This window comes from Halomonas maura (assembly GCF_030409305.1).
GTDB classification, from domain to species: domain Bacteria; phylum Pseudomonadota; class Gammaproteobacteria; order Pseudomonadales; family Halomonadaceae; genus Halomonas; species Halomonas maura.
Window position 1 is genome coordinate 34,013 of the sequence record NZ_JAUFPQ010000029.1, and the last position, 22,648, is coordinate 56,660.

General features: G+C 69.2%; 21 protein-coding genes. 6 read left to right on the forward strand and 15 right to left on the reverse strand.

The annotated features are described in order from the left end of the window. Positions 1-89: 89 nt before the first annotated feature. Both QWY76_RS18630 and QWY76_RS18635 read right to left on the reverse strand, forming a co-directional pair. A complete protein-coding gene (locus tag QWY76_RS18630) occupies positions 90-728 on the reverse strand; it encodes a thiopurine S-methyltransferase (protein ID WP_290313012.1) in 639 nt (212 codons plus the stop codon). Between the two features lie 12 nt (positions 729-740). Continuing rightward, positions 741-1,376 (reverse strand): TIGR04211 family SH3 domain-containing protein, encoded by a 636-nt coding sequence (locus QWY76_RS18635; protein ID WP_290313013.1) that lies wholly within the window; start codon positions 1,374-1,376, stop codon positions 741-743. Positions 1,377-1,783: 407 nt separating this feature from the next. Here QWY76_RS18635 and miaB point away from each other — a divergent pair, with 407 nt between their 5' ends. The 5 genes from miaB (at position 1,784) to lnt (ending at position 7,180) form a co-directional block, all read left to right on the forward strand. After that, positions 1,784-3,127, forward strand: coding sequence for a tRNA (N6-isopentenyl adenosine(37)-C2)-methylthiotransferase MiaB (miaB, locus tag QWY76_RS18640; RefSeq protein ID WP_290313014.1), 1,344 nt, complete (start codon positions 1,784-1,786; stop codon positions 3,125-3,127). A gap of 81 nt (positions 3,128-3,208) precedes the next feature. After that, the gene (locus tag QWY76_RS18645; RefSeq protein ID WP_290313015.1) at positions 3,209-4,312 is read left to right on the forward strand and encodes a PhoH family protein; all 1,104 of its coding nucleotides are present in this window, start codon (positions 3,209-3,211) and stop codon (positions 4,310-4,312) included. After that, entirely contained in the window at positions 4,309-4,821 is a 513-nt protein-coding gene (ybeY, locus tag QWY76_RS18650) for an rRNA maturation RNase YbeY (protein ID WP_290313017.1), read from the forward strand. The genes QWY76_RS18645 and ybeY overlap by 4 nt, the downstream gene beginning before the upstream one ends. Next, a complete protein-coding gene (locus QWY76_RS18655) occupies positions 4,818-5,687 on the forward strand; it encodes a CorC family transporter (protein WP_290313019.1) in 870 nt (289 codons plus the stop codon). The genes ybeY and QWY76_RS18655 overlap by 4 nt, the downstream gene beginning before the upstream one ends. 26 nt (positions 5,688-5,713) lie before the next feature. Further along, complete coding sequence (gene lnt, locus QWY76_RS18660; RefSeq protein ID WP_290313020.1) at positions 5,714-7,180, forward strand: apolipoprotein N-acyltransferase; 1,467 nt, start codon at positions 5,714-5,716, stop codon at positions 7,178-7,180. A 149-nt stretch (positions 7,181-7,329) separates the two neighbouring features. On the opposite strand, the gene phaC is transcribed toward lnt, so the two are convergent. The 5 genes from phaC to prmB form a co-directional block, all read right to left on the reverse strand. After that, positions 7,330-9,171, reverse strand: coding sequence for a class I poly(R)-hydroxyalkanoic acid synthase (gene phaC / locus QWY76_RS18665; protein WP_290313021.1), 1,842 nt, complete (start codon positions 9,169-9,171; stop codon positions 7,330-7,332). An 87-nt stretch (positions 9,172-9,258) separates the two neighbouring features. Further along, positions 9,259-9,729 (reverse strand): phasin family protein, encoded by a 471-nt coding sequence (locus QWY76_RS18670; protein ID WP_290313022.1) that lies wholly within the window; start codon positions 9,727-9,729, stop codon positions 9,259-9,261. Positions 9,730-9,850: 121 nt separating this feature from the next. Further along, complete coding sequence (locus QWY76_RS18675; protein WP_290313024.1) at positions 9,851-10,231, reverse strand: hypothetical protein; 381 nt, start codon at positions 10,229-10,231, stop codon at positions 9,851-9,853. 59 nt (positions 10,232-10,290) lie between these two features. Further along, on the reverse strand, positions 10,291-11,376 hold the full coding sequence (gene aroC / locus QWY76_RS18680) for a chorismate synthase (RefSeq protein ID WP_290313025.1): 1,086 nt from the start codon (positions 11,374-11,376) through the stop codon (positions 10,291-10,293). A gap of 10 nt (positions 11,377-11,386) precedes the next feature. Next, a complete protein-coding gene (gene prmB / locus QWY76_RS18685) occupies positions 11,387-12,352 on the reverse strand; it encodes a 50S ribosomal protein L3 N(5)-glutamine methyltransferase (RefSeq protein ID WP_290313027.1) in 966 nt (321 codons plus the stop codon). 124 nt (positions 12,353-12,476) lie between these two features. Between prmB and QWY76_RS18690 the strand changes: the two genes are divergently transcribed. Further along, on the forward strand, positions 12,477-13,052 hold the full coding sequence (locus QWY76_RS18690; RefSeq protein ID WP_290313028.1) for a Smr/MutS family protein: 576 nt from the start codon (positions 12,477-12,479) through the stop codon (positions 13,050-13,052). Positions 13,053-13,055: 3 nt separating this feature from the next. Here the strand turns inward: QWY76_RS18690 and QWY76_RS18695 are convergent, their stop codons facing one another. The 8 genes from QWY76_RS18695 to QWY76_RS18730 form a co-directional block, all read right to left on the reverse strand. Then, positions 13,056-14,150 carry a patatin-like phospholipase family protein gene (locus QWY76_RS18695; protein WP_290313029.1) on the reverse strand — a complete coding sequence of 365 codons (1,095 nt, stop codon included), beginning with the start codon at positions 14,148-14,150 and terminating at the stop codon, positions 13,056-13,058. A gap of 14 nt (positions 14,151-14,164) precedes the next feature. Then, positions 14,165-15,022, reverse strand: a complete 858-nt coding sequence (locus tag QWY76_RS18700) for an alpha/beta fold hydrolase (protein ID WP_290313030.1) — start codon at positions 15,020-15,022, stop codon at positions 14,165-14,167. After that, entirely contained in the window at positions 15,019-15,831 is an 813-nt protein-coding gene (locus QWY76_RS18705) for an alpha/beta fold hydrolase (protein ID WP_290313031.1), read from the reverse strand. Before QWY76_RS18705 ends, QWY76_RS18700 begins: the two co-directional genes overlap by 4 nt. 240 nt (positions 15,832-16,071) lie before the next feature. Further along, a complete protein-coding gene (locus tag QWY76_RS18710) occupies positions 16,072-16,806 on the reverse strand; it encodes a FadR/GntR family transcriptional regulator (protein ID WP_290313032.1) in 735 nt (244 codons plus the stop codon). Positions 16,807-17,223: 417 nt separating this feature from the next. Next, complete coding sequence (locus tag QWY76_RS18715) at positions 17,224-18,021, reverse strand: NAD-dependent epimerase/dehydratase family protein (protein WP_290313034.1); 798 nt, start codon at positions 18,019-18,021, stop codon at positions 17,224-17,226. Positions 18,022-18,196: 175 nt separating this feature from the next. Further along, complete coding sequence (locus QWY76_RS18720) at positions 18,197-19,333, reverse strand: mandelate racemase/muconate lactonizing enzyme family protein (protein ID WP_290313036.1); 1,137 nt, start codon at positions 19,331-19,333, stop codon at positions 18,197-18,199. Between the two features lie 308 nt (positions 19,334-19,641). Further along, positions 19,642-21,219: an aldehyde dehydrogenase (NADP(+)) gene (locus tag QWY76_RS18725; RefSeq protein WP_290313037.1), complete on the reverse strand. Its 1,578-nt coding sequence runs from the start codon at positions 21,217-21,219 to the stop codon at positions 19,642-19,644. A gap of 100 nt (positions 21,220-21,319) precedes the next feature. Further along, positions 21,320-22,645 (reverse strand): enolase C-terminal domain-like protein, encoded by a 1,326-nt coding sequence (locus QWY76_RS18730; RefSeq protein ID WP_290313038.1) that lies wholly within the window; start codon positions 22,643-22,645, stop codon positions 21,320-21,322. Between the last annotated feature and the right edge of the window lie 3 nt (positions 22,646-22,648).

Sequence of the window (22,648 nt, forward strand, 5' to 3'; positions counted from 1 at the left end):
AAAATGCGGAGTTTACAGTTAGTAAATGAGCACTTTTGAGCTAATGTTTAACGCCGTATTGCCGAGCGCAGACACTTGTCAGACATTGCTTAGACCTTGGGGCCGCGGCGGGTCAGACTCCAGACACTCTCCCGGAAGCCGCTGCCGGGCTCGGGCCGCCCATCCTCGAGGTGGCGAAGCGCGAAGTTCGGCGAGAGGAGCGCGTCCAGCTCCTCGGCATGGACGCTGTAGGGCGGCCCCCCCTCGTCGCCCGGCGCCCGGGTCAGGCTGATCAACAACCCCCGGGCCCCGGGGGGGAGCAGCTGGGCCAGGTGGAAGGCGTAGCGCTGGCGGGTCGCCTCGGGCAGGGCGATCAGCGCCGCCCGGTCATAGAAGGCCCCGATCTCCGCCGCCTGCTGGATATGGAAATGGAAGAAGTCCCCGCACCACAGCTCCACGCTGCCCTGGCGGCATACCGCGAAGCTGTCGTGGTGATACCGGGACACCTCGCCCACGCCCTCGGCCAGGAACTGCTCGATGGCCGGCTCGGCGAGCTCGATGCCCAGCACCGGATGGTCGTGGCTGGCCAGCCAGCGCATGTCGAGACTCTTGCCGCATAGCGGCACCAGTACCTTGGTGCCGGGCTGGATGCCCAGGCCAGGCCAGTGGCGCATCAGCGCGGGGTGCACCGCCTCCCGGTGGAAGCCGATGCGCCCTTCCCGCCAGCGCTGCAGCCATGGGTTGTCCATGGGCGGTGCCCCTCAGAACCAGCGGTCGCGCTTGCGACGCCGCCGCGGCAGGTGCGGCATGATCAGGCCCACCAGCAGGCCGGCACCGGCCACCCCGCCGCCATACATGAAGTAGCGCATCAGCAGGTCCTCCTCCTGGGTATCCAGGCGGGCCTGGAGCTCGCGAAGGGTGGCGCGAGACCGCTCCGTTTCCCCTTCGAGCTCGTGGTTGCGCGCCTCGAGCTGGGCAATGCGCTGCTCCCGCACCTCCAGGGTCTCGGTCATCGAGGCCATGCGGCTCTCCCAGGTCTCGTTGATGCCCGACAGTTCCTCGGACAGCGCCTGGACCCGCGCCTCGAGCTCCGGCAGGCGCACCTGGGCGCTGGGGCTGTCCTGCAGCTCGCTGCTCGGCACCCAGACCACGTCGCCGCTCTCGCTGCGCACCCGGGTATAGTCGCCGTTGGTCTCGAGGACCTCCACCGGCGCGCCGGCGGTCAGGGTGCCGACGATCCGGTAGCCGTCGGTGGGACCGCTGCGCACATAGGTGGTGAGTTCATCGGAGACCCAGCGGGCGGCGTCCGTGGCCTCGTTCTGCTGGGCCTGCAGCGGCAGGGCCAGGGCCCCGAGTAACACGCCCACTGTCAGTGTCTTGCATCGTTGCATCGTCATGCCATCTTCCTGGCTGTCCAAGGCTCTGTTTGCGCTGCTCTGCGGCAATGGCGGCGGCTGGCCGGCACCCCGTTGCGGCAACGCACCGCGATGAAAGCGGGCCTGCCGGTAGTCGTCCACAGCTTCTGTGGACAAGTGTCGGGAAAACCGCGGGAAACCATCGGCCAGGGGGCATGGCTATTGCCGCCGCGACACTTCGGTCACTCGCTGACCAGGCGACCGCCCGTGCCCGGCCCCCGGGCGGCCCCAAGGGTACCATAGTCGACCGTCGCCAGCGGACGACCCTGGCCCCTCCCGCCGGCGGTGCGTATAATCGATGCCCTCATCGGAAGGCCTGTCGGCCTCCTTCCTGCGAACGTCCATCCACCGGTGTATCCCGTCGGGCCAAGACGCCACGACCTATTCTTATGGCGAAGAAACTCTTCATCAAGACGCACGGCTGCCAGATGAACGAGTACGATTCCGCGCGCATGGCGGATCTGCTCGGCGAATCCCACCAGCTGGAGCTCACCGACGACGAGCGCGAAGCCGACGTCATCCTGCTCAACACCTGCTCGATCCGCGAGAAGGCCCAGGAGAAGGTCTTCCACCAGCTGGGCCGCTGGAAGAAGCTCAAGGAGGCCAACCCCGAGCTGGTGATCGGCGTCGGCGGCTGCGTGGCCAGCCAGGAGGGCGAGGCGCTGCGCAAGCGCGCGCCCCATGTGGACATGGTGTTCGGTCCCCAGACCCTGCACCGGGTGCCGTCGATGCTCGACGCGCGCCAGGACGACCAGATCTCGGTGGTCGACGTCACCTTCCCCGAGGTCGAGAAGTTCGACCACCTGCCGCAGCCGAGCTCGGACGGCGCCACCGCCTTCGTTTCCATCATGGAGGGCTGCTCGAAGTACTGTACCTTCTGCGTGGTGCCCTATACCCGCGGCGAGGAGATCTCGCGGCCCTTCGAGGCGGTGATGGACGAGGTCATCCACCTGGCCGACCAGGGCGTTCGCGAGATCAACCTGCTGGGCCAGAACGTCAATGCCTACCGCGGCGAGAACCAGCTCGGCGACGAGATCGACCTGGCCGAGCTGATCGCCTGCGTGGCCGCCGTGGAGGGCATCGACCGGATTCGCTTCACCACCTCGCACCCGGTGGAGTTCTCCGACAGCCTGATCGAGGCCTACGACGAGGTCCCGGAACTGGTCAGCCACCTGCACCTGCCGGTGCAGGCCGGCTCCGATCGCGTGCTTGCCGCCATGAAGCGCGGCCACAGCGTCGAGGAATACGTCGACAAGCTGGAGCGCATCCGCGAGCTGCGCCCCGACATCAGCTTCTCCTCGGACTTCATCATCGGCTTTCCCGGCGAGACCGAGGAGGACTTCGCGGCGACCATGGAGCTGATCGGCCGCATCGGCTTCGACGTCTCGTTCAGCTTCATCTACTCGGCGCGCCCCGGGACCCCGGCGGCCAACCTGCCGGACGAGACCCCCGAGGCGGTCAAGAAGCAGCGCCTGGCGATCCTCCAGGAGCGCATCAACCAGCAGGCCATGCAGATCAGCCGGCGCATGGTGGGCAGCACCCAGCGCATCCTGGTCACCGGCTTCTCGCCCAAGGACCCCGGTCAGCTGTCCGGGCGCACCGAGAACAACCGGGTGGTCAACTTCCGCGCGGCCAACCCCACCGAGCTGATCGGCTATTTCGTCGACGTGGAGATCACCGAGGCGCTGCCCAACTCGCTGCGCGGCGAACTGGCCTCCCCGCAACGCTTCTGAGCGCTGCATCTTGCATTGCCCCGGCGCCTGCCGGGGCAGTAAGCTGATCCCGACACCCATCAACGCACGGACCCGCCTGTCTTGAGCCAGCCATCCACTCCGGCCAACCGCATCATCACGCTGAACCTCGAGCCCAACGACCCGCGCCGCCTGGCCAACCTGTGCGGCCAGCGCGACGAACACCTCAAGCTGATCGAGGCCCGGCTCGGCATCACCCTGCGCAATCGCGGCAATGCCTTCCAGTTGGCCGGTCCCGGCCACCGGGTCAAGGCCGCCGCCAACGTCGTCGAGCACCTGTACCGCGAAGCCGAGGCCAGCGACCTGACGCCGGATACCGTGCACCTGTTCCTCCAGGAGTCTGGCCTCCAGGCCCTGGAGGAGGACGAGGGCTCGGGCGACGACGACGAGGTCCTGTTGCGCACCCCCAAGATGCTGATCAAGCCTCGGGGGCTCAACCAGCAGAGCTACGTCTCGAGCATCCGCGCCCACGATATCAACTTCGGCATCGGCCCGGCCGGCACCGGCAAGACCTACCTGGCCGTGGCCGCCGCGGTGGAGGCGCTCAACCAGCAGGAGGTGCGCCGCATCCTGCTGGTGCGCCCCGCGGTGGAGGCCGGCGAGAAGCTCGGCTTCCTGCCCGGCGACCTGGCCCAGAAGATCGACCCCTACCTGCGCCCGCTCTATGATGCGCTCTACGAGATGATCGGCTTCGAGCAGGTGGCCAAGCTGATCGAGCGCCAGGTGATCGAGATCGCGCCCCTGGCCTACATGCGCGGGCGCACCCTCAACAACGCCTTCATCATCCTCGACGAGAGCCAGAACACGACCCGCGAGCAGATGAAGATGTTCCTGACCCGCATCGGCTTCGGCTCGACGGCGGTGATCACCGGCGACATCACCCAGGTGGACCTGCCGCGGGGCCAGACTTCCGGCCTGATCCAGGTGCTCGACGTGCTCAAGGGCACCCCGGGGATCGGCGTCACCCACTTCGCCGCCAAGGACGTGGTGCGCCATCCGCTGGTCCAGCGCATCATCGAGGCCTACGACCTCTTCGAGGCCGAGCAGGAGGCCGAGGAACGCGCCCGGCGCGAGGCCCGGGAGCAGGAGCGCGAGGCCCTGCGTCAGGAAAGGCAGCTGGGCCAGGAACGCCGCGACCGCCAGAACGGTGGCGAGGAGAGTTCATGAGCGAGATCTGCGTCGATCGCCAGGCGGCCCTGGAGGCCGAGGGCCTGCCCGGGCAGGCCGAGCTCGAGAGCTGGGTGGCGGCCGTGCTGACCCGCCACCCCGGGGAGTCGCGCCGCGAGTTGACGGTGCGCTTCGTCGACAGCGAGGAGAGCCGGACCCTGAACCGGGACTACCGTGACCGCGACCGCCCCACCAATGTGCTGTCCTTTCCCTTCGAGTGCCCCCCGGGGGTGTCGCTGCCGCTGCTCGGCGACCTGGTGATCTGCCATCCCGTGGTGCTCGCCGAGGCCCGCGATCAGGACAAGAGCCTCGCGGCTCACTACGCTCATATGGTGGTCCACGGCACCCTGCACCTGCTGGGCCATGACCATATCGAGGACGACGAGGCCGAGGCCATGGAAGCCCTCGAGCGTGACATCCTGGCGGGCCTGGGCATCGCCGATCCGTATCTCACCCCCAGCCCTCCGCACCGCGATTCCGATACCGAGGACGAGAGAGCCGACGCATGAGCGAAGACCGATCGACCAGCCAGGGCAACAAGTCCTGGCTCGAGAAGTTGTTCAGCGCCCTGTCCAGCGACAGCGACGAGCCCAGCTCCCGGGACGAGCTACTGGAATTCCTGCGCCAGGCGGCGACCCGGCTCAAGCTCGAGCAGGACGCCATGATGATCATCGAGGGGGCGCTGAACATCAGCGACCAGCAGGTCCGCGAGGTGCTCATCCCGCGCTCCCAGGTCAATGCCATCGCCCTCGACCAGCCCCTCGAGGAATACCTGCCGGTGATCCTGGAAACCGGCCACTCCCGCTATCCGGTGATCGGCGAGAACCTCGACGAGGTGAAGGGCATCCTGCTGGTCAAGGACCTGCTCCCCCTGCTGCGCAACGGCAAGGACAACGGCCTGCCCTTCCAGCTCGAGGAAGTGCTGCGACCGGCGATGTTCGTGCCCGAGTCCAAGCGCCTCAACAGCCTGCTCAAGGAGTTCCGCGACACCCATAACCACATGGCGGTGGTGGTGGACGAGTACGGCGGTACCGCGGGGATCGTGACCATCGAGGATATCCTCGAGGAGATCGTCGGTGACATCGAGGACGAGCACGACACCGACGAGGAAGAGGATATCCGCGAACTGGGCGACGAGCGCTACGCGATCCGTGCCCTGACCCCCATCGAGGACTTCAATGAGCGTTTCGGCACGCGCTTCTCCGACGAGGAGTTCGACACCCTGGGCGGCCTGGTGATGCAGCGCTTCGGCCATCTGCCCGGCCGCGGCGAGAATACCGAGATCGGCGGCTGGCGGTTCACGGTGCTCAACGCCGACAACCGCCGCATCCGCTTGCTGGAAGCCGAGCCCGATACCGCGCGCCTCGAGGACTGAGTCTCTCCCCCACCATGGAAGGCATCATGACCATCTCCCGCCCTCGCCGGGCCCTGGGCAACCTGGCCGCCGTGGCGGCCGGGGTCCTGACCACCCTGTCCGCCGCCCCTTTCCAGCTCTGGTGGCTGGCCCCCGTGGCCGCCGGCCTGGTCTACGCGGGCCTGGCCTCCCTGACCGCCCGCCAGGCCGCCTGGCGAGGCTGGAGCTACGGGCTGGGGCTGTTCGGTTCGGGAGCTTCCTGGGTCTACGTGTCGATCCACGACTACGGCTACACCGGCGTGCCGCTGGCCCTGGCCCTGACGATCCTGTTCGTGGCCAGCCTGGCGCTGTTCTTCGCCGTCACCCTGGGCCTCTACCGGCGCCTCGCCGGGCCGCGCCTGGCGCCGCTGACCTTCGCCGGCGCCTGGGTGCTCGGCGAGGCCCTGCGCAGCTGGCTGTTCACCGGCTTTCCCTGGCTGCTGCTGGGCAGCGGCCAGATCGATGCCCCCCTGGCCCCCTGGGCGCCGGTCGGCGGTGTCTACCTGTTGTCGATGGTCGTCGCCCTCTCCGGCGCCCTGGGCGTGGCCTTCCTGCAGCGCCGCTGGTGGGCCGCCTTGCCGCTGGCGGCCCTGTGGCTGCTGCCGCTGGCCCTGCCCGGCCAATGGACACGCCCCGCCGGCGAGCCCGTCCGGGTCGCCCTGCTGCAGGGCAACCTGCCCCAGCTGATCAAGTGGACCCCCGAGGGGCAACGCACTGCCATCGACAGCTACCTGACGATGACCGCCGCGTTGGAGACGGACGTGGACCTGGTGATCTGGCCCGAGGCGGCGCTGCCGATGTTCGCGGACCAGGCCACGCCGGTGCTCGACCAGGCCCGGCGACTGCTGCCGGGCACCAGCACCCTGGTCACCGGCATCCTGCAGCGCGATGGGCAGGGACACTACTACAACAGCGTGATCGTGGCGGACGAATCGCGTGGCGAGTACCGCAAGCGCCACCTGGTGCCCTTCGGCGAATACCTGCCCCTGGAGAGCCTGCTGCGTGGCGCCATCGCCTTCTTCGACCTGCCGATGCCGGCCATGACGCCGGGCCCCGGCGACCAGGCGCCACTGGAGGTGGCCGGCACCCGGATCGGCAACGCCATCTGCTACGAGATCATCTACGCCGACCTGGTCGCCGACCAGGCCAGGCACTCGGGAGTGATCCTGACGGTCTCCAACGACACCTGGTTCGGTGCCTCCATCGGCCCGCTGCAGCACCTGCAGATGGCCCGGCTGAGGGCCCTGGAGAATGGCCGGCCGGTGATTCGCGCCACCAGCAACGGCGTCACCGCGCTGATCGATTCCCGGGGCCGCATTCTCCAGCGGGCGCCACAGTTCGAGAAGGCGACCCTCACCGGCGAGGTCACCCCCCGGGAGGGGCTCACGCCCTTCTCGCGCACCGGCAGCTGGCCGGTCTGGGCACTGGCCGTGCTGCTGGTGCTGCCCGGCCTGCGGCTGCGCCGTAAGCCGTAAGCCGTAAGCCGTAAGCTGGAAGCTGGAACGCAGGGTAAAAAAAACCGCCCCCAAGGCAGACGCCTGGGGGCGGTTTTTCATCCAAGGTTTCTTACCACTGCCAGCCGCGAAGTCGCGGTCTTCGAGCGTCCGGCTTCACCGGGCGGGCTTCAGGCTCCCGACGAGGCCGGGGCCTCGCCCAGCACCTCGGGGATGGTGATGCGGACATAACGGCCCGGGGCCGGCTCGAGGATATCCAGGTCCCCATCGCCCGGCTGGCGGGCCGGCACCATCTTGTCGGCGTCGGCATAGCCGTTGTCGGTCATCCAGGCCTGCCAGTGGGGCCACCAGGAGCCCTCGTGGCCCTCGGCGCCTGCGAACCATTGCTCCGGGGTCGCCGGCAGCTCGTCATTGGTCCAGAAGCCGTACTTGTTCTTGTGGGGAGGATTGACGATGCCGGCGATATGGCCGGAGCCCCCCAGCACGAACTTGACCGGCCCCTTGGGCAGCAGCGCCCCGTAGTAGGTGCTGTTCCACTTGGCGATATGGTCCTCGCGGGTGGAGATGAAGTAGCTGGGCGTCGAGATCTTGCGCAGGTCGATCTTCACGCCGTCCAGCTCGATGCCGCCGGGCTCGACCAGGCGATTCTCCAGGTACATGTGGCGCAGGTACCAGCCATGGGTCCCGGCCGGCAGGTTGGTGCCGTCGGTGTTCCAGTAGAGCAGGTCGAAGGGCGCCGGGAGCTCACCCTTGAGGTAGTTGTTGATATAGAAGGACCAGAAGAGGTCGTTCTCCCGCAGCAGGTTGAAGGAGTAGGCCATGACCCGCCCATCCAGGTAGCCGTCCTGCTCAAGCTTGGCATCGATGCCCTTGAGCACCGGCTCGCTCAGGAAGACGCCGAGCTCGCCGGGATCGCGGAAGTCGAGCAGGCTGGTCATGAAGGTCGCCGACTTGACCTTGCGGCCGCGGCGGGTACTGGTGAGGTAGGCCAGCGTGGAACCGGCCAGGGTGCCGCCGATGCAATAGCTCAGCAGGTTGACGGACTTCTCGCCGGTGGCCTGCTCGATGGCCTCCATGGCGGCGATGGGACCGAGCTGCATGTAGTCGGCCCAGGTGAGGTCGCGCTGCTCGGGGCCCGGGTTGCGCCAGGAGATCAGGAAGACGCTGTGTCCCTGGTCCACCAACCACTTGACCAGGGAGTTGTCCTCGCGCAGATCGAGGATGTAGTACTTGTTGATCCAGGGGGGGACGACCAGCAGCGGGGTCTTGTAGACCTGTTCGGTGCTGGGGGCATACTGGATCAGCTGCATCAACTCGTTCTCGAAGACCACCGAGCCCGGCGTGACGGCGATGTTCTCGCCGACCGCGAAGGCGCTGCGATCGGTCATGGTGACGTTGAGCCCCTCGGCGGAATTGGCCAGGTCGCGGCGCAGCCGGGCCAGGCCCTCCACCAGGTTCTCGCCCTTGGTCTCGATGGTACGTCGCATGACCTCCGGATTGGTGGTCACGAAGTTGGTCGGCGACATCGCATTGACCAGTTGGCGGGAGTAGAAGGCCAGGTTGCGCTTCTGGTCGGCGGTGAGGCCCTGCAGGCGGTCGATCAGGTCCTCGACCAGCCGCGAGAACAGCAGGTACTGCTGCATGATCGCCAGGTAGTAGGGATCGTTGGTCCAGGCCTCGTCCCGGAAGCGCCGATCGCCCTTCGCGGGAGTCACCAGGGGGGCCACCGACTCGCCGGCCATGGCCTTGAGGCCGTTCTGCCAGAGCTGGTACTGATCCTCGAGCAGGCGGGCCTGGGTCTGCCACAACAGGGACGGATCCTGCATCAGCGACTCGGCCCCGGCCCGGAAGGCGTCGCGCATGTCCGCATAGATGGTTTCCGCGGCATCATCCGGTACCATGCGGGGGAGCAAGTCCTCCATCAGGGCCTTGTACTCCTCGCCGATCGCCTTGAACTGCTCATTCCAGACCTCGAGCTCGGCCTGAGACGGTGCTTGAAACCCTGGCTGCATTGCCCCCTCCTGTCACGCTGCCATCGACACGGACCACCGCCGTCTCGCATGACGAGACGGCGGTGGCCAGATTGAGAATCCGGGAAATCAGGTACGCTTGCGCGCCGCCTGACTGGTGCTGGTCGCCTTGGCCGCGCCCTGTGACTTGGCCGCGGCCTGGGGCTTGGGCTCCTCCTGGGCGGCGCCAGTCGCGCTCTCGGTAGCCTGCTGAGCCTGCTCGGCCAATTGCTGGCCGGACTCGGCGTAGAGTTGCTCCAGCTCGGCCTTGAACTGCAGGCTCATCTCGCCGAGGGCTCGGGCATCCTCCAGCATCTGCTTGGACAGCTCGTTCATCATCTCGGCCTGGCGGGTGCCGAAGTCACGCAGGTCCTCGGCATCCTTGACTTCGGTGGCGTCGCGCATGCGCTCGGTGCCCATCTGGCTGTAACGCTTCATGGACTCCATCTGGTACTCGGTCATGCGCTCCATGCTGTCCAGCATCAGCGAGTTGAGCTTGCGCATCGGCTCGAAGAACTGACGGGTCTGTTCGTTGAAATTCTCGATCATCTTGTCTTGCATGGCCAAATCCTCCCGGAGGGACAGGTGACAACAGTCGTGCTGCACTGCACAAATCGTAGTCTCGCACGACGCTTGTTGCAAGAACGTGACGAGGGGCTAAGCCAAAGGTCGCATGGCCGCCTCAGCCGTCGCCCTTCCGGCGTGAACGCGCACTCGCCGAGCCGGTCTTGGCGGCACCCGCCTTGCCCTGGCCGCCCTCCTCGGACGAGGCCGCGGTGTCGCCCGCCTTGGCGCCGGCGGAAGAAGCGGCACGAGTGAGCATGTCCAGCATCATCTGCTGGTAGTTGCCGAAGCTGGACAGGCCCTGGGACAAGCCTTGCTGCAGCATGGGCTGCTGCAGGAAGGGCTGCATCAGGCTCATGGGGTCATAGCCCTCGACACCGGACTCCATCTGCTTCTGGATCCGACCCAGCAGGTCCTGCTGGAAGGCCTCCACGTTCGGCAGCCCCAGTGCCTGGCGGAACTCGTCGGGGGTCAGGTCGAATTCGACGTTGATCTTCATGGGCGGGCCGCCTTGTCAAGAGAAATGAGATGCTGCGGTCAGTGTAGCAGCCGTGTCGCTCACGGCAGCCGCGGGGTCGTCACGCTGACGTCCTGGTTCTGGCCGCGGTGGCGCAGCAGGTGATCCATCAGGGTCAGCGCCATCATCGCCTCGGCGATGGGCGTGGCACGGATGCCCACGCAGGGGTCGTGGCGTCCCTTGGTCACGACCTCCACCGGCTGGCCCTCGACATCGATGGAGCGCCCCGGGGTGGTAATGCTGGAGGTCGGCTTGAGCGCCAGATGGGCGATGATCGCCTGGCCGCTGGAGATGCCGCCCAGCACACCGCCGGCGTGGTTGGACTGGAAGCCCTCGGGGGTCATCTCGTCGCGGTGCTCGCTGCCGCGCTGGGCCACCGCGGCGAAGCCGTCGCCGATCTCCACGCCCTTGACCGCATTGATGCTCATCAGGCCATGGGCCAGCTCGGCATCCAGGCGGTCGAACACCGGCTCGCCCAGCCCCGGCGGCACGCCCTCGGCGACCACCGAGATCCGGGCACCGACGGAGTCCTGATCGCGACGCAGCTGGTCCATGTAGGCCTCGAGTTCCGGCACCCGCTCGGGGTCGGGGCAGAAGAAGGGATTGGTCGCCACGGCGTCCCAGTCGCGAAACTCGATGGCGATGGGCCCGAGCTGGCTCATGTAGCCGCGGACCCGGATGCCCCGGGTGGCCAGGTACTTCTTGGCGATGGCCCCGGCGGCCACGCGCATGGCGGTCTCCCGGGCGCTGGAGCGCCCCCCGCCACGGTAGTCGCGGATGCCGTACTTGTGGTGGTAGGTGTAGTCGGCATGGGCCGGCCGGAAGCGATCCTTGATCTTCGAGTAGTCCTTGGAGCGCTGGTCGGTGTTCTCGATCACCAGGCCGATGGCGGTGCCGGTCGTCACGCCCTCGAAGACCCCGGAGAGGATGCGCACCCGGTCCGCTTCCTGGCGCTGGGTGGTATGGCGCGACGAGCCCGGGCGACGGCGATCCAGGTCGTGCTGCAGGTCCTCCTCGCAGAGCGGCAGGCCCGGCGGGCAGCCGTCGACGATGGCGCCCAGCGCGGGCCCATGGCTCTCGCCGAAGGTGGTGACGGTGAACAACTTGCCGAAGGTATTGCCGGACATGGGCGTTCCTCTATGACTGCTCGCTGAAGGACGCCGCATGGGCGTCGAGTTCCGCGGCGGTGAGGGCGAACACGCCCTGGCCGCCGCGCTCGAATTCCAGCCACAGGAAGGGCACCTCGGGGAAGGCGGCCTCCAGGTGGTGGTCGGAGTTGCCCACCTCGACGATCAGCACGCCGTCGTCGCTGAGGTGCGCCCGGGCCTCGCGCAGGATACGCCGCACGATATCCAGGCCGTCACGGCCGGCGCCCAGGGCCAGGCCCGGCTCATGGCGGAACTCGGCCGGCATGGTGGTCAGGTCCCGGGCATCCACGTAGGGCGGGTTGGAGACGATCAGGTCAAAGCGCCGGCCGACCAGGCCGTCGAAGACGTCCGACTCGACGGCGCGGACCCGGTCGCCGACGTCGTGGCGGGTGATGTTGATGCGTGCCACCGCCAGGGCCTCGGGGCTGATATCGGCCAGGTCGACCTCGCAGGTGGGCAGGTGCAGGGCCGTGGCGATGCCGATGCAGCCCGAGCCGGTACACAGATCGAGGACCCGCGCCGGGGGCTCGACCGGGAACCAGGCGCCGAAGCCATGCTCGACGAGCTCGGCAATCGGTGAGCGCGGAATCAGCACCCGCTCGTCGACGTGGAAGGGGGCGCCGGCGAAGAAGGCCTCGCCGAGCAGGTAGGGCAACGGCCGTCGTGTGGCGATACGCTCGCGCACCAGGCCGACGATCCGCGCCCGCTCCATGGGCAGCAGCCGCGCCTCCTGTACCCCGGGATCGACATCCCAGGGCAGGTGCAGCGCGCCGAGGGTCAGCGCCACGGCCTCGTCCCAGGCGGAGTCGGTGCCGTGCCCGTAGTGCAGCCCGGCCAGATGGAACTCGCTGGCGGTCCAGCGCAGGCAATCCCTCAGGGTGACCAGGCCCTCGACGAGGGCGTCATCGGCGAGCGTCAGGGTGGAGGTAGACGGTGAAGCGGGTGATTCGGCCACGGGACATCCTGTGGTTGACGGTTGCGAGGAGCGGCGTGAGGCCACCGATTGTACCCTCGGCGGCGGTTCACAGCCACGCCAGGGTCGGTATACTGGCCCCTTCCCGCCAGCCCACGAGAGAGCCATGAGCCGACGCCGCCAACGCCCGGACGCCGACGAGATCAGTGCCTTTCGTCAGGCCCTGAGCGAGGCCGGCGTGCGCCCGATCCACAGCAACCGAGCCGACCCGGGACGCCCCCGGCAGACGGACGAGGCGGCCCAGGCTCGCCGCGCGGCGGCCACCGCCGCCCACGAGGGCGTCGCCGGCGGACGCACCTCCGATGGCCGCGTCGAGGCGGTGAGGCCATCGGAGTATCTCGACTTCGCCCTGCCCGACCTGCCCTACCGCACCCGTAGCCAGCTCAAGCGCGGCCAGATCCCCTGGACGGCCGGCCTCGACCTGCACGGCCACACCCTGGAGGAGGCACGCAGCGAACTCGAGGCCTTCCTGAGCGACGCCCTGGCGACCCAGGCACGCTGCGTGCTGGTGGTCCACGGCAAGGCCTGGGGCACCACCGCCGACTACCCGGTGATCAAGAGCCACGTGAATGCCTGGCTGCGCGAGTGGCCCAGCGTGCTGGCCTTCTGCTCGGCCAGCGAGGTCGACGGCGGGACCGGGGCGGTCTATGTGCTGCTGCGCCGTCGCCGCGGCGAGGCCTGAAGGCTAGTCCCGGTCGTCCGGTGCCACCGCCTCGGTGCTCGGCGCCTCGACCCGGGGCACCTCGTCGACGGGCTCTTCGGCGCCAGATTCCACCAGCTGGCCGCTGTCGGCGAGTTCCACCCCCGCCTCGCGTCGATCCAGCGCCTGCTTGGCCAGGTGGCGCCCCAGCAGGATCAGCGCCTCGGCGCGATGGAACTCATAGGCGCCGCAGACCGTCTTGGGCACCTCGATCAGCACATCCGGGGGATAGCCCGCCAGCTTGTACTTGGCCAGCGCCGCCTGGGTGATGTCGAAGGAGGCCAGCATCATGTCCAGGCGGCCCCAGGCGCGGCGCCCCCGGGCCAGGCTGTCCTCCTCGTCGCCCTCGGGGCCGCCGCCGAAGCCCTCGAAGAGACGCCGGGTGGCGCCCCTCACTCCCTCCATCCAGCCCCCGAAGTCCACCGCGCCGCCCTGATCGCGTGCCCTCTCCCGGGCCTGTTCCTCGGCGGCCTCGTCGGGGGACAGCATCGACTCCAGGCTCACCGGCTCGGGACTGTGCGCGGTCACGTTGACCGCCATGACGAAGTCCGCCCGGGTCGACACCGTCGGCGTGATCGGCAGGGGGTTGAGCAGCCCACCGTCCACCAGCACCTGTTCGCCCAGGTGGACCGGCGTGATCACGCCCGGCACGGCGATGGAGGCGCGGACCGCCTCGAGCAGGGAGCCACTCTGGAACCACACCTCACGCTGGCGCACCAGGTCCGTGGCCACGGTGGTGATCGGGATCGGCAGGTCCTCGATGCGGATGTCCCCGACCAGCTCGTCGAGCTTGTTCATCACCTTGCTGGCCCTCATGGCGCCCATCGGACTCCAGGTCACATCCACCAGGCGCAGGATGTCGAAATAGTCCAGCTGGCACACCCAGTCGCGATAGCGGTCGAGCTGCCCGGCCGCATGCACGCCCGCCACCAGGGCCCCCATGGAGCATCCGGACATGGCGACGATCTCGTAGCCTCGGGCCTCCAGCTCCTCGATCACCCCGATATGGGCATAGCCACGGGCGCCACCGCTGCCCAGCACCAGCGAGACCCGCCTGCCCTTGCGGTTCGAGTTGCGCATGTCGCCTCCCCCTGTCAGTCGAGGTGCCAGGCCACGATCGCCTCGGCCACCGCCCCCACCGCGCTCGGCTCCAGGTGCAGGTGGTGCCCACCCGGCAGGACCCGGCGGCGCAGCCCGGCGATGGCCTGCCGGGCTGACGCGGCGCCGGGACGGCCGGCGAGGATGCCGCCCTCGCCCTCCAGCAGCAGCACCGGGCAGCGAATCGCCGCGAGCATCGCCATCGCCTGCTCCGGCGTGAAGCGCACCGGCGAGGGTCTCAGCAGCCGCGGATCCGATCTCAGGCGGAGGTGGCCATCTGGCTCCCCGGCGAGGTTGCGCCGCACCAGCGGGCGCGCCGTCTCGCCGTCGATGGGCGTGGCCCCACCGGCCACCCGGGATGCCACGGCGCTCCTCTCATCAGGATAGCGCGGCGCCGCCGAGAGGGCGCGACGATGAGCCCGCAACCCCTTGCGCAGCTGCCCGGGAGCGGCGGCGGCCTCGGTGGTCAGCGCGCCCAGGCCGTCGATCAGCGTCAGTGAGGCGACCCGTTCGGGCAGCGCGGCGGCGAGCAGGCAGGCCACGCCGGCGCCCATCGAGTGGGCGAGCAGCGGCGCGCGCTCGAGGCCGAGGTCGACCAGGGCGTCGAGGACATCGTGGCAATAGTCCCAGAGCGCGTAGTCACCGGCGAGATGCCGGGAGTGACCATGGCCGGCGAAGTCCAGCGCCACGATCCGGATGCCCAGCGCCTCGACCAGGCGTGGCGCCAGCCGCGAGAAGCTGGCGGCATTGTCGAGCCAGCCATGCAAGGCCAGCCAGGTGGGCGCGCCCGCCTCGCCCCAGGAAAGCCCGGCCAGACGCCCCTCGGCGAGGCCCAGCGGCCGCGGGGCGGTCACGGCGCTTCCAGCAGCCTGTCGAGCATCGAGAGAAGCGCCTGGCGGGTCGCCTCGGGCTGCTCCATGGGAAACATGTGCCCCCCGGGGACCTTGGCGAGGCGTACCCCGCGTCGCCGCAGCCGGCGCCGGCGACGCGGGTTAAGCAGGTCGGACTCGCTGCCCGCGAGCACTCCGAGCGGGACATGCACCCGGTCGGGGAGGTCGTCCAGGTGGTCGGGCAGGTGGCGGAAGACGGCCACCTCGATGTCGGGGTCGTAGAGCAGCACCACCCGGCCATCGTCGAGCTCACGGGTACCGCCGTCCACGTAGTCGTCGAGGGCCTGGTCGGTGAAGCGCCGGAACAGCCCCCGGCGTCTCAGGTAGTTGCGCATGGCCTGGCGGTCCGGCCAGCTGTCGCGCCGCCCCACGGTGCGCCCCGCCGGGGTCAGCTGGTCGACGAAGCCGAGCCGCTTGGCGGCCTTCATCGCCAGGGCGTCGAAGCCCAGCATCAGCGGCGGGTCGAGCATCACCACGCAGCGGAAACGTTCCGGCGCCCGCTCGGCGGCCATGGCCATCAGCACCCCGCCCATGGAGTGGCCGACGCCGATCACCGGGGTGTCGAAGCGGTCCAGGTGCTCGAGCAGTTCGTCGCGCAGCGCCAGCCAGTTATGGCCCACCGGGAAGTCGGGATGGTGACCGAGACGGTCCAGCGGCTGGAGTTCGAACCGCGTGGCCAGCGGCGACAGGAAGCTGCGGTAGCTCTGGCCCGGGAAGCCGTTGGCATGGGCGAAGACCAGCGGCAGGGAGGCGGGGGTGTCGGTTTGGCGCATGGCATCATCCAGTTGAGGCAGGAAGCCGCGAGTGGTGGTAGCAGGCTAACGAGGATACCATGGGGCGCCAAGTCGTCCTTCCGCCACCCGCTCAACGGAGTTCCGCGTGTCCTCCCACCTGCCGCCCCGCGATACCCGCGCCCGCAATCGGATCTTCTTTCTCACCGTGATCGCCGCCGTCGCCATCGGCCTGTGGCTGGCCCGCTGAGGGCCATGGCGAGGCCGCACCCGTCGCGGTCTTCAGGCATCCCGATAACGGGCGTACATATCGCGGGAGCGCTCGAGATGCTGCTGCATGGCCGCCCGGGCCCCCGGGCCATCCCGCGCGAGGATGGCCTCCAGGATCCGGGTGTGCTCCTCATGCACCAGCTCGAGATAACGCGCCGAGGCGCGGGGATCGATATCGATGCTGAGCAGCTTGGCACGGGGAATCATGCTGTCGCTCAAGGGCTCGTAGAGGCGATCGAAGCAGACGTTGTGGGTGGCCTTGATGATCGCATGATGGAAGGCGAAATCCTCGCGGCGCGCCTGTGACGTCGCCGCCTGGGCCTGGACGAAGTCGGCGTGCCGGGCCTCCAGGCGCTGGCGGTCTTCGTCGTCGTGCCGCAGGGCGGCCAGCTCGGCCGCCGCGGGCTCCAGGGTCAGGCGTAGCTCCAGGACCTCCAGGATATCCTCCACGGTCCGCGGGCTGATGTGCACGGCCGGTCGCGGCTCGGCCGCGTCACTGCGCAGCACCGTCGTGCCGACGCCGCGCCGGGTCTCGACCAGCCCCAGCGACTTGAGGTGGGTGATGGCCTCGCGCACCACCGTGCGACTGACACCGAAGGCCTCGCACAGCTCGCTCTCGGTGGGCAGCTTGCTGCCCACCGGCACCTCCCCGGACGCAATCCGGCGCTCGAGCTGCTCCACGACCGCCTGGGACAGGCTACCCGTACGGTTGACGGGCTGAACCTGCCACGAACTCGATATCGCCATTTCAGATCCCTTTGCCATCCTTTCCACTTCCATACTGCCATGATACCGACGGCGGACAGGCATTCCGCCGGCTATTCATCCTACATCATACCAGAGACCTTCACATGGCCGGGCAGGCCTCCAGGCTCGGTGCCCCACCCCGCCTCTCGGCCACGGCCGGCATACGGCCGGCACACGGCGAGAGTGCCGCGGTGAGGAGGTCGTCACCAAGCCTGGCGTCTCACGCCCCGTGCATGCTGTAGCGTCCCGGGCCACGTGATGCCAGGCTCGAGGCGACGCCCGCGAGCCGTGTCACGCCGCGGGACATCCAGGGCAACCCCTCCGTCTTTCTCACCCGCATCTGCCATCTCGAGTGGCACGCAGGTCCCCCGCGGGCAGCGCCGGAGGCACCGCCGCCCGGCACGGACGGCGGCGACGTCAGTCATCGGGGTGTCCGAGGGCCACGAACTTGCCGCCCTGATACACCACGGCCGGGTCGTCCGGGTCGATGGGACCCGCCGCGGCCTCGACCTCGGCCCGCCAGGGCTCGGAACTGTCGCGGGGCACCCAGCCGAGAAACGCCGCCTGGCGGTTGTCCCACCAGCGCTCGGCGTTGGCCGAGGCGCCGTAGACCACCGTGTGGGCCAGCTTGGGCGCGGCGAAGGCGCGCTCGAGCAGGGCGACGAAGTCCTCGACGCTCAGCCAGGTCGCCAGCATGCGGGTGTCCGCCGGCTTGGGAAAGCAGGAGCCGATGCGCACGCTCAGCGTCTCGACGCCAAACTTGTCGTGATAGAGGCTGGCGAGGTCCTCGCCGAAGCACTTCGAGACCCCGTAGAGGGAATCGGGCCGGTGCGGTACCCGACTGTCGATGCGGATGGTGCGCGGATAGAAGCCGATGGTGTGGTTGGAACTGGCGAACACGATGCGCGGCTTGCCCTGGTGGCGCGCCGCTTCAAAGAGGTGGTAGGTGCCGATGATATTCGACCGGAGGATCCCCTCCCAGGGCCTCTCCCCCGATACGCCGCCCAGATGGACCACGCCGTCGCAGTCCGCCACCAGGGCATTGACCGCCGGGGCATCGGCCAGGTCGCAGGGCACGAGCTCCTCGTGCTCGGCCGCCTCCCCCAGCTCGGCGACATCCGACAGCCTCACCCGATGGGCGAGACGCGCGAGATGGGGACGAATGGCCTGGCCCACGCCACCGGCGGCGCCGGTGACCAGCATCCGATTCAGCATCAGGGTATCTCCTTCGAGATCGCGTCGCCCCTGCGTCCGAGCGCCTCAGGGCATTCGGCGATGATGGGCCTGCCAGGTTCGACCTGGACATGCCCGTCGGTCGCCCTCCAGGGGTGGCCGAAGCGCCGACGATGCCCCTCTGGGGGGCGAATGCTGGCGGGGACATCAGACACCATCACGCCTCCTTCAGCGCATACTGTTGCAGGGCATCGCGATCGATGGCGATCCCCAGCCCCGGGCCATCGGGGATGCGGATGACGCCGTCCCGGTGCTCGATCGGCGTCTGGACCACGGCCTGGCGAAAGGGGTTTCGGGTGCGGTCGAACTCCATGATCGGCTCGATCGGACGCCGCCGCGGCGGGTTGGGCGGCAGCGCCGCCATGCACTGCAGGCTGGCGGCGATGCACACCGCCGTGCCCCAGACATGCGGGACCAGGCGCACGCCGCACATCGCCGCCATGTCGGCGACGCGGCGCATCTCGCTGAAGCCGCCGACGGCGCAGACGTCGGGCTGGACGATGTCCACCGCCCGCGTCGACAGCGGCTCGAGCATCGCGTAGCGCCCGTGCCAGTTCTCGCCGCCGGCGACGGGGATCGGCTGGCCCTGGCGCACGGCGCGGTAGCTGTCGATCTGCTCGGGCAGCACCGGCTCCTCGAACCAGTCGATGCCGAAGGACTCGGCGCGCCTGCCGACCTCGATCGCCTCGAGCAGGTCGTAGCCGTGGTTGGCGTCGATCATCAGCCGCCGCTCGGGGCCGATCGCCTCGCGGACGGCGGCGATGGCACGCAGGTCCTCCTCGACGTCGAAGCCGACCTTGATCTTGACGCCATGGAAGCCCTCCCGGGCATAGCCGGCCACCTCCTCGGCGACGTCCTGCACCCGGTCTCCCCCATCGCGACGGAACGCGCCGGTGGCATAGGCCCGGACCTTCTCGCGGAAACGCCCGCCGAGCAGCTCGCTGACCGACGCGCCGTAATGCTTGCCCTTGATGTCCCATAGCGCGATATCGATGCCGCTCAGGGCGGTCATGGTCAGGCCGCGTTGCCCCTGGTCGCGCAGCCGGTGATAGAGCTCGAGCCAGAGTCTCTCGGTCGCAAGCGGATTGGCCCCGACCAGGGCGCCGGCATAGAGCCCGATGATGGTGGCATTGGCCCTGGCCGGGCCCAGGCACTCCCCCCAGCCCACGGTGCCGTCGTCGCAGACGATCTCAACCAGGCAGTGCTGGCGCCGCTCGAAGCGCATCGAGGCGCTCTCGAAGGCCTGGTCGAGCCGATGGTCGAGGATGTGCGTATGCACGCGTTCGATCTTCATCGTGGGGTCCTGCCTGACCGATGGGCGTGGAAGCCTTACTGGAAGATAGATGGCGGCAGCCGTGTCAGGGTTCCTGAATCATCGCTTGGCTACATGCACCTGGGGCCAGCCTGCGGGTCTCGACGGCCATGATCCTGGCGGTCTCCGCAGGCATCGGCATCGCGCGGGGCGGTCGCTGCCGGCCTTCCCCCTCTGGCGACCTTGCGCGACGGGCGGCTCGACCGCGTGGACGGGTCTCGCGATGCAGCACAAGAAGGCGGCCCGAGGGCCGCCAAACCGTTACTGCTTGCCAAGCTGACCGTCGCGCCTCAGGCCTCGCGCTTGCCGTCGACCAGGCGGCTGACGCCGGCCGGGTTGCCGTCCCGGAGCGCCTCGGGCAGCAGGCCCTGGGGCAGGTTCTGGTAGCACACCGGGCGCAGGAAGCGCTGGATCGCCGCGCTGCCCACCGAGGTGGTGCGACTGTCCGAGGTCGCCGGATAGGGGCCGCCATGGACCATGGCGTGGCACACCTCGACGCCGGTCGGCCAGCCGTTGGCCATCACCCGGCCGGCGCGGCGCTCGAGGATCGGCAGCAGGCCGCGGGCGGTCTCGAGGTCGCCGTCGTCCATCTGCAGGGTGGCGGTCAGCTGGCCTTCCAGGGCCTCGGCGACGCGCGTCACCTCGGCCTGGTCGGCACACTCGACCACCAGCGCGGTGGCGCCGAAGACCTCGGCCTGCAGCGCCTCCTCACGCAGGAAGTCGGCGGCGGCGGCCACGAACAGCCCGGCCTGGCAGGCGTTGGGGCCGTCGCCGGCCGGGCCGCGGGCGACCTCGCGGGCCTGGCTGCTTTGAGTCAGGCCGTCGACGCCCTGGCTGTAGGCGTCATGGATGCCCGGGGTCAGCATGGTCTGGGCGGGGCTCGCCTGGACCGCCTCGCCGGCGGCGGCCACGAAGGCATCGAGGCCCTCGCCCTTGATGCCGATCACCAGCCCCGGGTTGGTGCAGAACTGGCCGGCGCCCAGGGTCAGCGAGCCGACGAAGGCCTCGCCGAGTGCCTTGCCGCGGGCGGCCAGCGCCTCGGGCAGCAGAAACACCGGGTTGATCGAGCTCATCTCGGCATAGACCGGGATCGGCTCGGGGCGTTCCTGCACCGCCTTCATCAGCGCCGTGCCGCCGCCACGCGAGCCGGTGAAGCCCACCGCCTTGATGCGCGCATCGCGCACCAGCGCCTGGCCCACCTCGTGGCCGGAGCCGTAGAGCAGCGAGAACACGCCCTCGGGCAGCTCGCACCTGGCCACCGCCCGCTGCACGGCGCGCCCCACCAGCTCGGAGGTGCCGGGGTGGGCGGAGTGCGCCTTGACCACCACCGGGCAGCCGGCGGCCAGGCTTGATGCGGTGTCGCCGCCGGCCACCGAGAAGGCCAGCGGGAAGTTCGAGGCGCCGAACACGGCCACCGGGCCCAGGCCGATATGGCGCTGGCGCAGGTCGACGCGCGGCATCGGCGCCCGCTCCGGCAGGGCCGGGTCGATGCGCACGTCGAGCCATTCGCCGGCGCGGACCACCTTGGCGAACAGGCGCAGCTGGCCGCAGGTGCGGCCGCGCTCGCCCTCGAGGCGCGCCCGGGGCAGGCCGGACTCGGCCATGGCACGTTCGATCAGGGCATCGCCGATGGCCTCGATCTCGTCGGCCACGGTCTCGAGGAAGCGGGCACGTGCCTCGAGGCCGGTCTCCCGGTAGGTCTCGAAGGCCGCCCAGGCCAGCGCGCAGGCCCGCTCGACCTCGGGCTTGCCGCCGGCGGCATAGGCCGGCTCCAGACGCTCGTCGGTGGCCGGGTTGACCGCGTGGATGGGGCTGCCCTGGGCCGCAACGGCCTGGGCACCGATCAGTTGCTTGCCTTGCAAAGTCATCAGGCGTCTCCTCATTGGTGCGTCGCCAGTGACGGCGTCGCTTGGGGGTCGTGAGAGGGGAGTCAGGCCGCGTGTCGGAGAATGTCGCGGCCGAGAAGCCTCAGCGAACCAGGGCCGGGCGCTTGGGATCGAACTCCCAGCCCTGGATCAGGTACTGCATGGCCATGGCGTCGTCGCGCTGGGTCACGTCGAGGCGCCTGTACTTCTCGTGGGCTTCCATGAGCTTGTCGTCGTCGAGCTCGACGCCAAGGCCCGGGGTCTTCGGCACGGCCAGCTTGCCGTCCCGAATCTGGAACGGGTCCCTGGTGATGCGCTGACCGTCCTGCCAGATCCAGTGGGTGTCGATGGCGGTGATCTCGCCCGGGCAGGCCGCGGCCACATGGGTCATCATCGCCAGCGAGATGTCGAAGTGGTTGTTGCTGTGCGAGCCCCAGGTCATGCCCCACTCGTTGCACAGCTCGCCCACGGCCACGGCACCCTGCAGGGTCCAGAAGTGGCAGTCGGCCAGCGGGATATCCACCGAGTTGAGCTGTACGGCCAGCTGCAGCTGCTTGTAGTCGGTGGCGATCATGTTGGTGGCGGTGGGCAGCCCGGTGCGCTTCTTGAACTCGGCCATGGTCTCGCGGCCGGAGAAGCCGCCCTCCTGGCCACAGGGATCCTCGGCGTAGCTCAGCAGCTGCTTGATCGGCTCCAGCACCCGCACCGCCTCGTCCAGCTTCCAGGCGCCGTTGGGGTCGAGGGTCAGGCGCGCCTCGGGGAAGGCCTCGTGCAGCGCGCGGATGCAGTCGGCCTCTTCCTCGCCGCGCAGCACGCCGCCCTTGAGCTTGAAGTCCTGGAAGCCGTAGCGCTCAAAGGCGGCCTTGGCCAGGTTGGCGACGGCCTCGGGCGTCATGGCCTCGCGGTAGCGCACCTCGTCCCAGGCATCGACCGGGTCGGTCACCCGGGGATACGGCAGGTCGGTCTTGTCCGGGTCGCCGAGCAGGAACAGGTAGCCCAGGGCCTCGACCTCGTCGCGCTGGCGGCCGTACTGGCCCAGCAGGTCGGCCACCGGCATGCCCAGTGCCTGGCCGAAGAGGTCGAACAGCGCCGACTCGATGGCGGTGATGACGTGCACCGCCACTCGCAGGTCGAAGGTCTGGCGTCCGCGCTCCTCGGGGCCGCCCTGGGCCAGCAGGTCCCGGGCCCGACTGAGCACCTGCTTGACCTCGTTGACCCGGGCGCCTTCCACCAGCCCCCGACACTTCTCCAGTCCGTTCAGGATGCCTTGGCTGGAGGGAATCTCGCCGAGCCCGCGGTTGCCGGACTCGTCCTCCAGCACCAGCACGCAGCGGATGAACCAGGGCGCATGGCCACCGCTCAGGTTGAGCAGGAAGCCGTCCTCGCCGGCCACCGGCACGATGGTCATCTTGGTGATCTTGGGAAACATGGC

Bases quoted from the DNA above. Each gene is read 5' to 3' on its own strand.
- QWY76_RS18630 (WP_290313012.1), bottom strand. From the start codon at position 728: ATGGACAACCCATGGCTGCAGCGCTGGCGGGAAGGGCGCATCGGCTTC.
- QWY76_RS18635 (WP_290313013.1), bottom strand. From the start codon at position 1,376: ATGACGATGCAACGATGCAAGACACTGACAGTGGGCGTGTTACTCGGG.
- miaB (WP_290313014.1), top strand. From the start codon at position 1,784: ATGGCGAAGAAACTCTTCATCAAGACGCACGGCTGCCAGATGAACGAG.
- ybeY (WP_290313017.1), top strand. From the start codon at position 4,309: ATGAGCGAGATCTGCGTCGATCGCCAGGCGGCCCTGGAGGCCGAGGGC.
- QWY76_RS18655 (WP_290313019.1), top strand. From the start codon at position 4,818: ATGAGCGAAGACCGATCGACCAGCCAGGGCAACAAGTCCTGGCTCGAG.
- lnt (WP_290313020.1), top strand. From the start codon at position 5,714: ATGACCATCTCCCGCCCTCGCCGGGCCCTGGGCAACCTGGCCGCCGTG.
- phaC (WP_290313021.1), bottom strand. From the start codon at position 9,171: ATGCAGCCAGGGTTTCAAGCACCGTCTCAGGCCGAGCTCGAGGTCTGG.
- QWY76_RS18670 (WP_290313022.1), bottom strand. From the start codon at position 9,729: ATGCAAGACAAGATGATCGAGAATTTCAACGAACAGACCCGTCAGTTC.
- QWY76_RS18675 (WP_290313024.1), bottom strand. From the start codon at position 10,231: ATGAAGATCAACGTCGAATTCGACCTGACCCCCGACGAGTTCCGCCAG.
- aroC (WP_290313025.1), bottom strand. From the start codon at position 11,376: ATGTCCGGCAATACCTTCGGCAAGTTGTTCACCGTCACCACCTTCGGC.
- QWY76_RS18690 (WP_290313028.1), top strand. From the start codon at position 12,477: ATGAGCCGACGCCGCCAACGCCCGGACGCCGACGAGATCAGTGCCTTT.
- QWY76_RS18695 (WP_290313029.1), bottom strand. From the start codon at position 14,150: ATGCGCAACTCGAACCGCAAGGGCAGGCGGGTCTCGCTGGTGCTGGGC.
- QWY76_RS18705 (WP_290313031.1), bottom strand. From the start codon at position 15,831: ATGCGCCAAACCGACACCCCCGCCTCCCTGCCGCTGGTCTTCGCCCAT.
- QWY76_RS18710 (WP_290313032.1), bottom strand. From the start codon at position 16,806: ATGGCGATATCGAGTTCGTGGCAGGTTCAGCCCGTCAACCGTACGGGT.
- QWY76_RS18715 (WP_290313034.1), bottom strand. From the start codon at position 18,021: ATGCTGAATCGGATGCTGGTCACCGGCGCCGCCGGTGGCGTGGGCCAG.
- QWY76_RS18720 (WP_290313036.1), bottom strand. From the start codon at position 19,333: ATGAAGATCGAACGCGTGCATACGCACATCCTCGACCATCGGCTCGAC.
- QWY76_RS18725 (WP_290313037.1), bottom strand. From the start codon at position 21,219: ATGACTTTGCAAGGCAAGCAACTGATCGGTGCCCAGGCCGTTGCGGCC.
- QWY76_RS18730 (WP_290313038.1), bottom strand. From the start codon at position 22,645: ATGTTTCCCAAGATCACCAAGATGACCATCGTGCCGGTGGCCGGCGAG.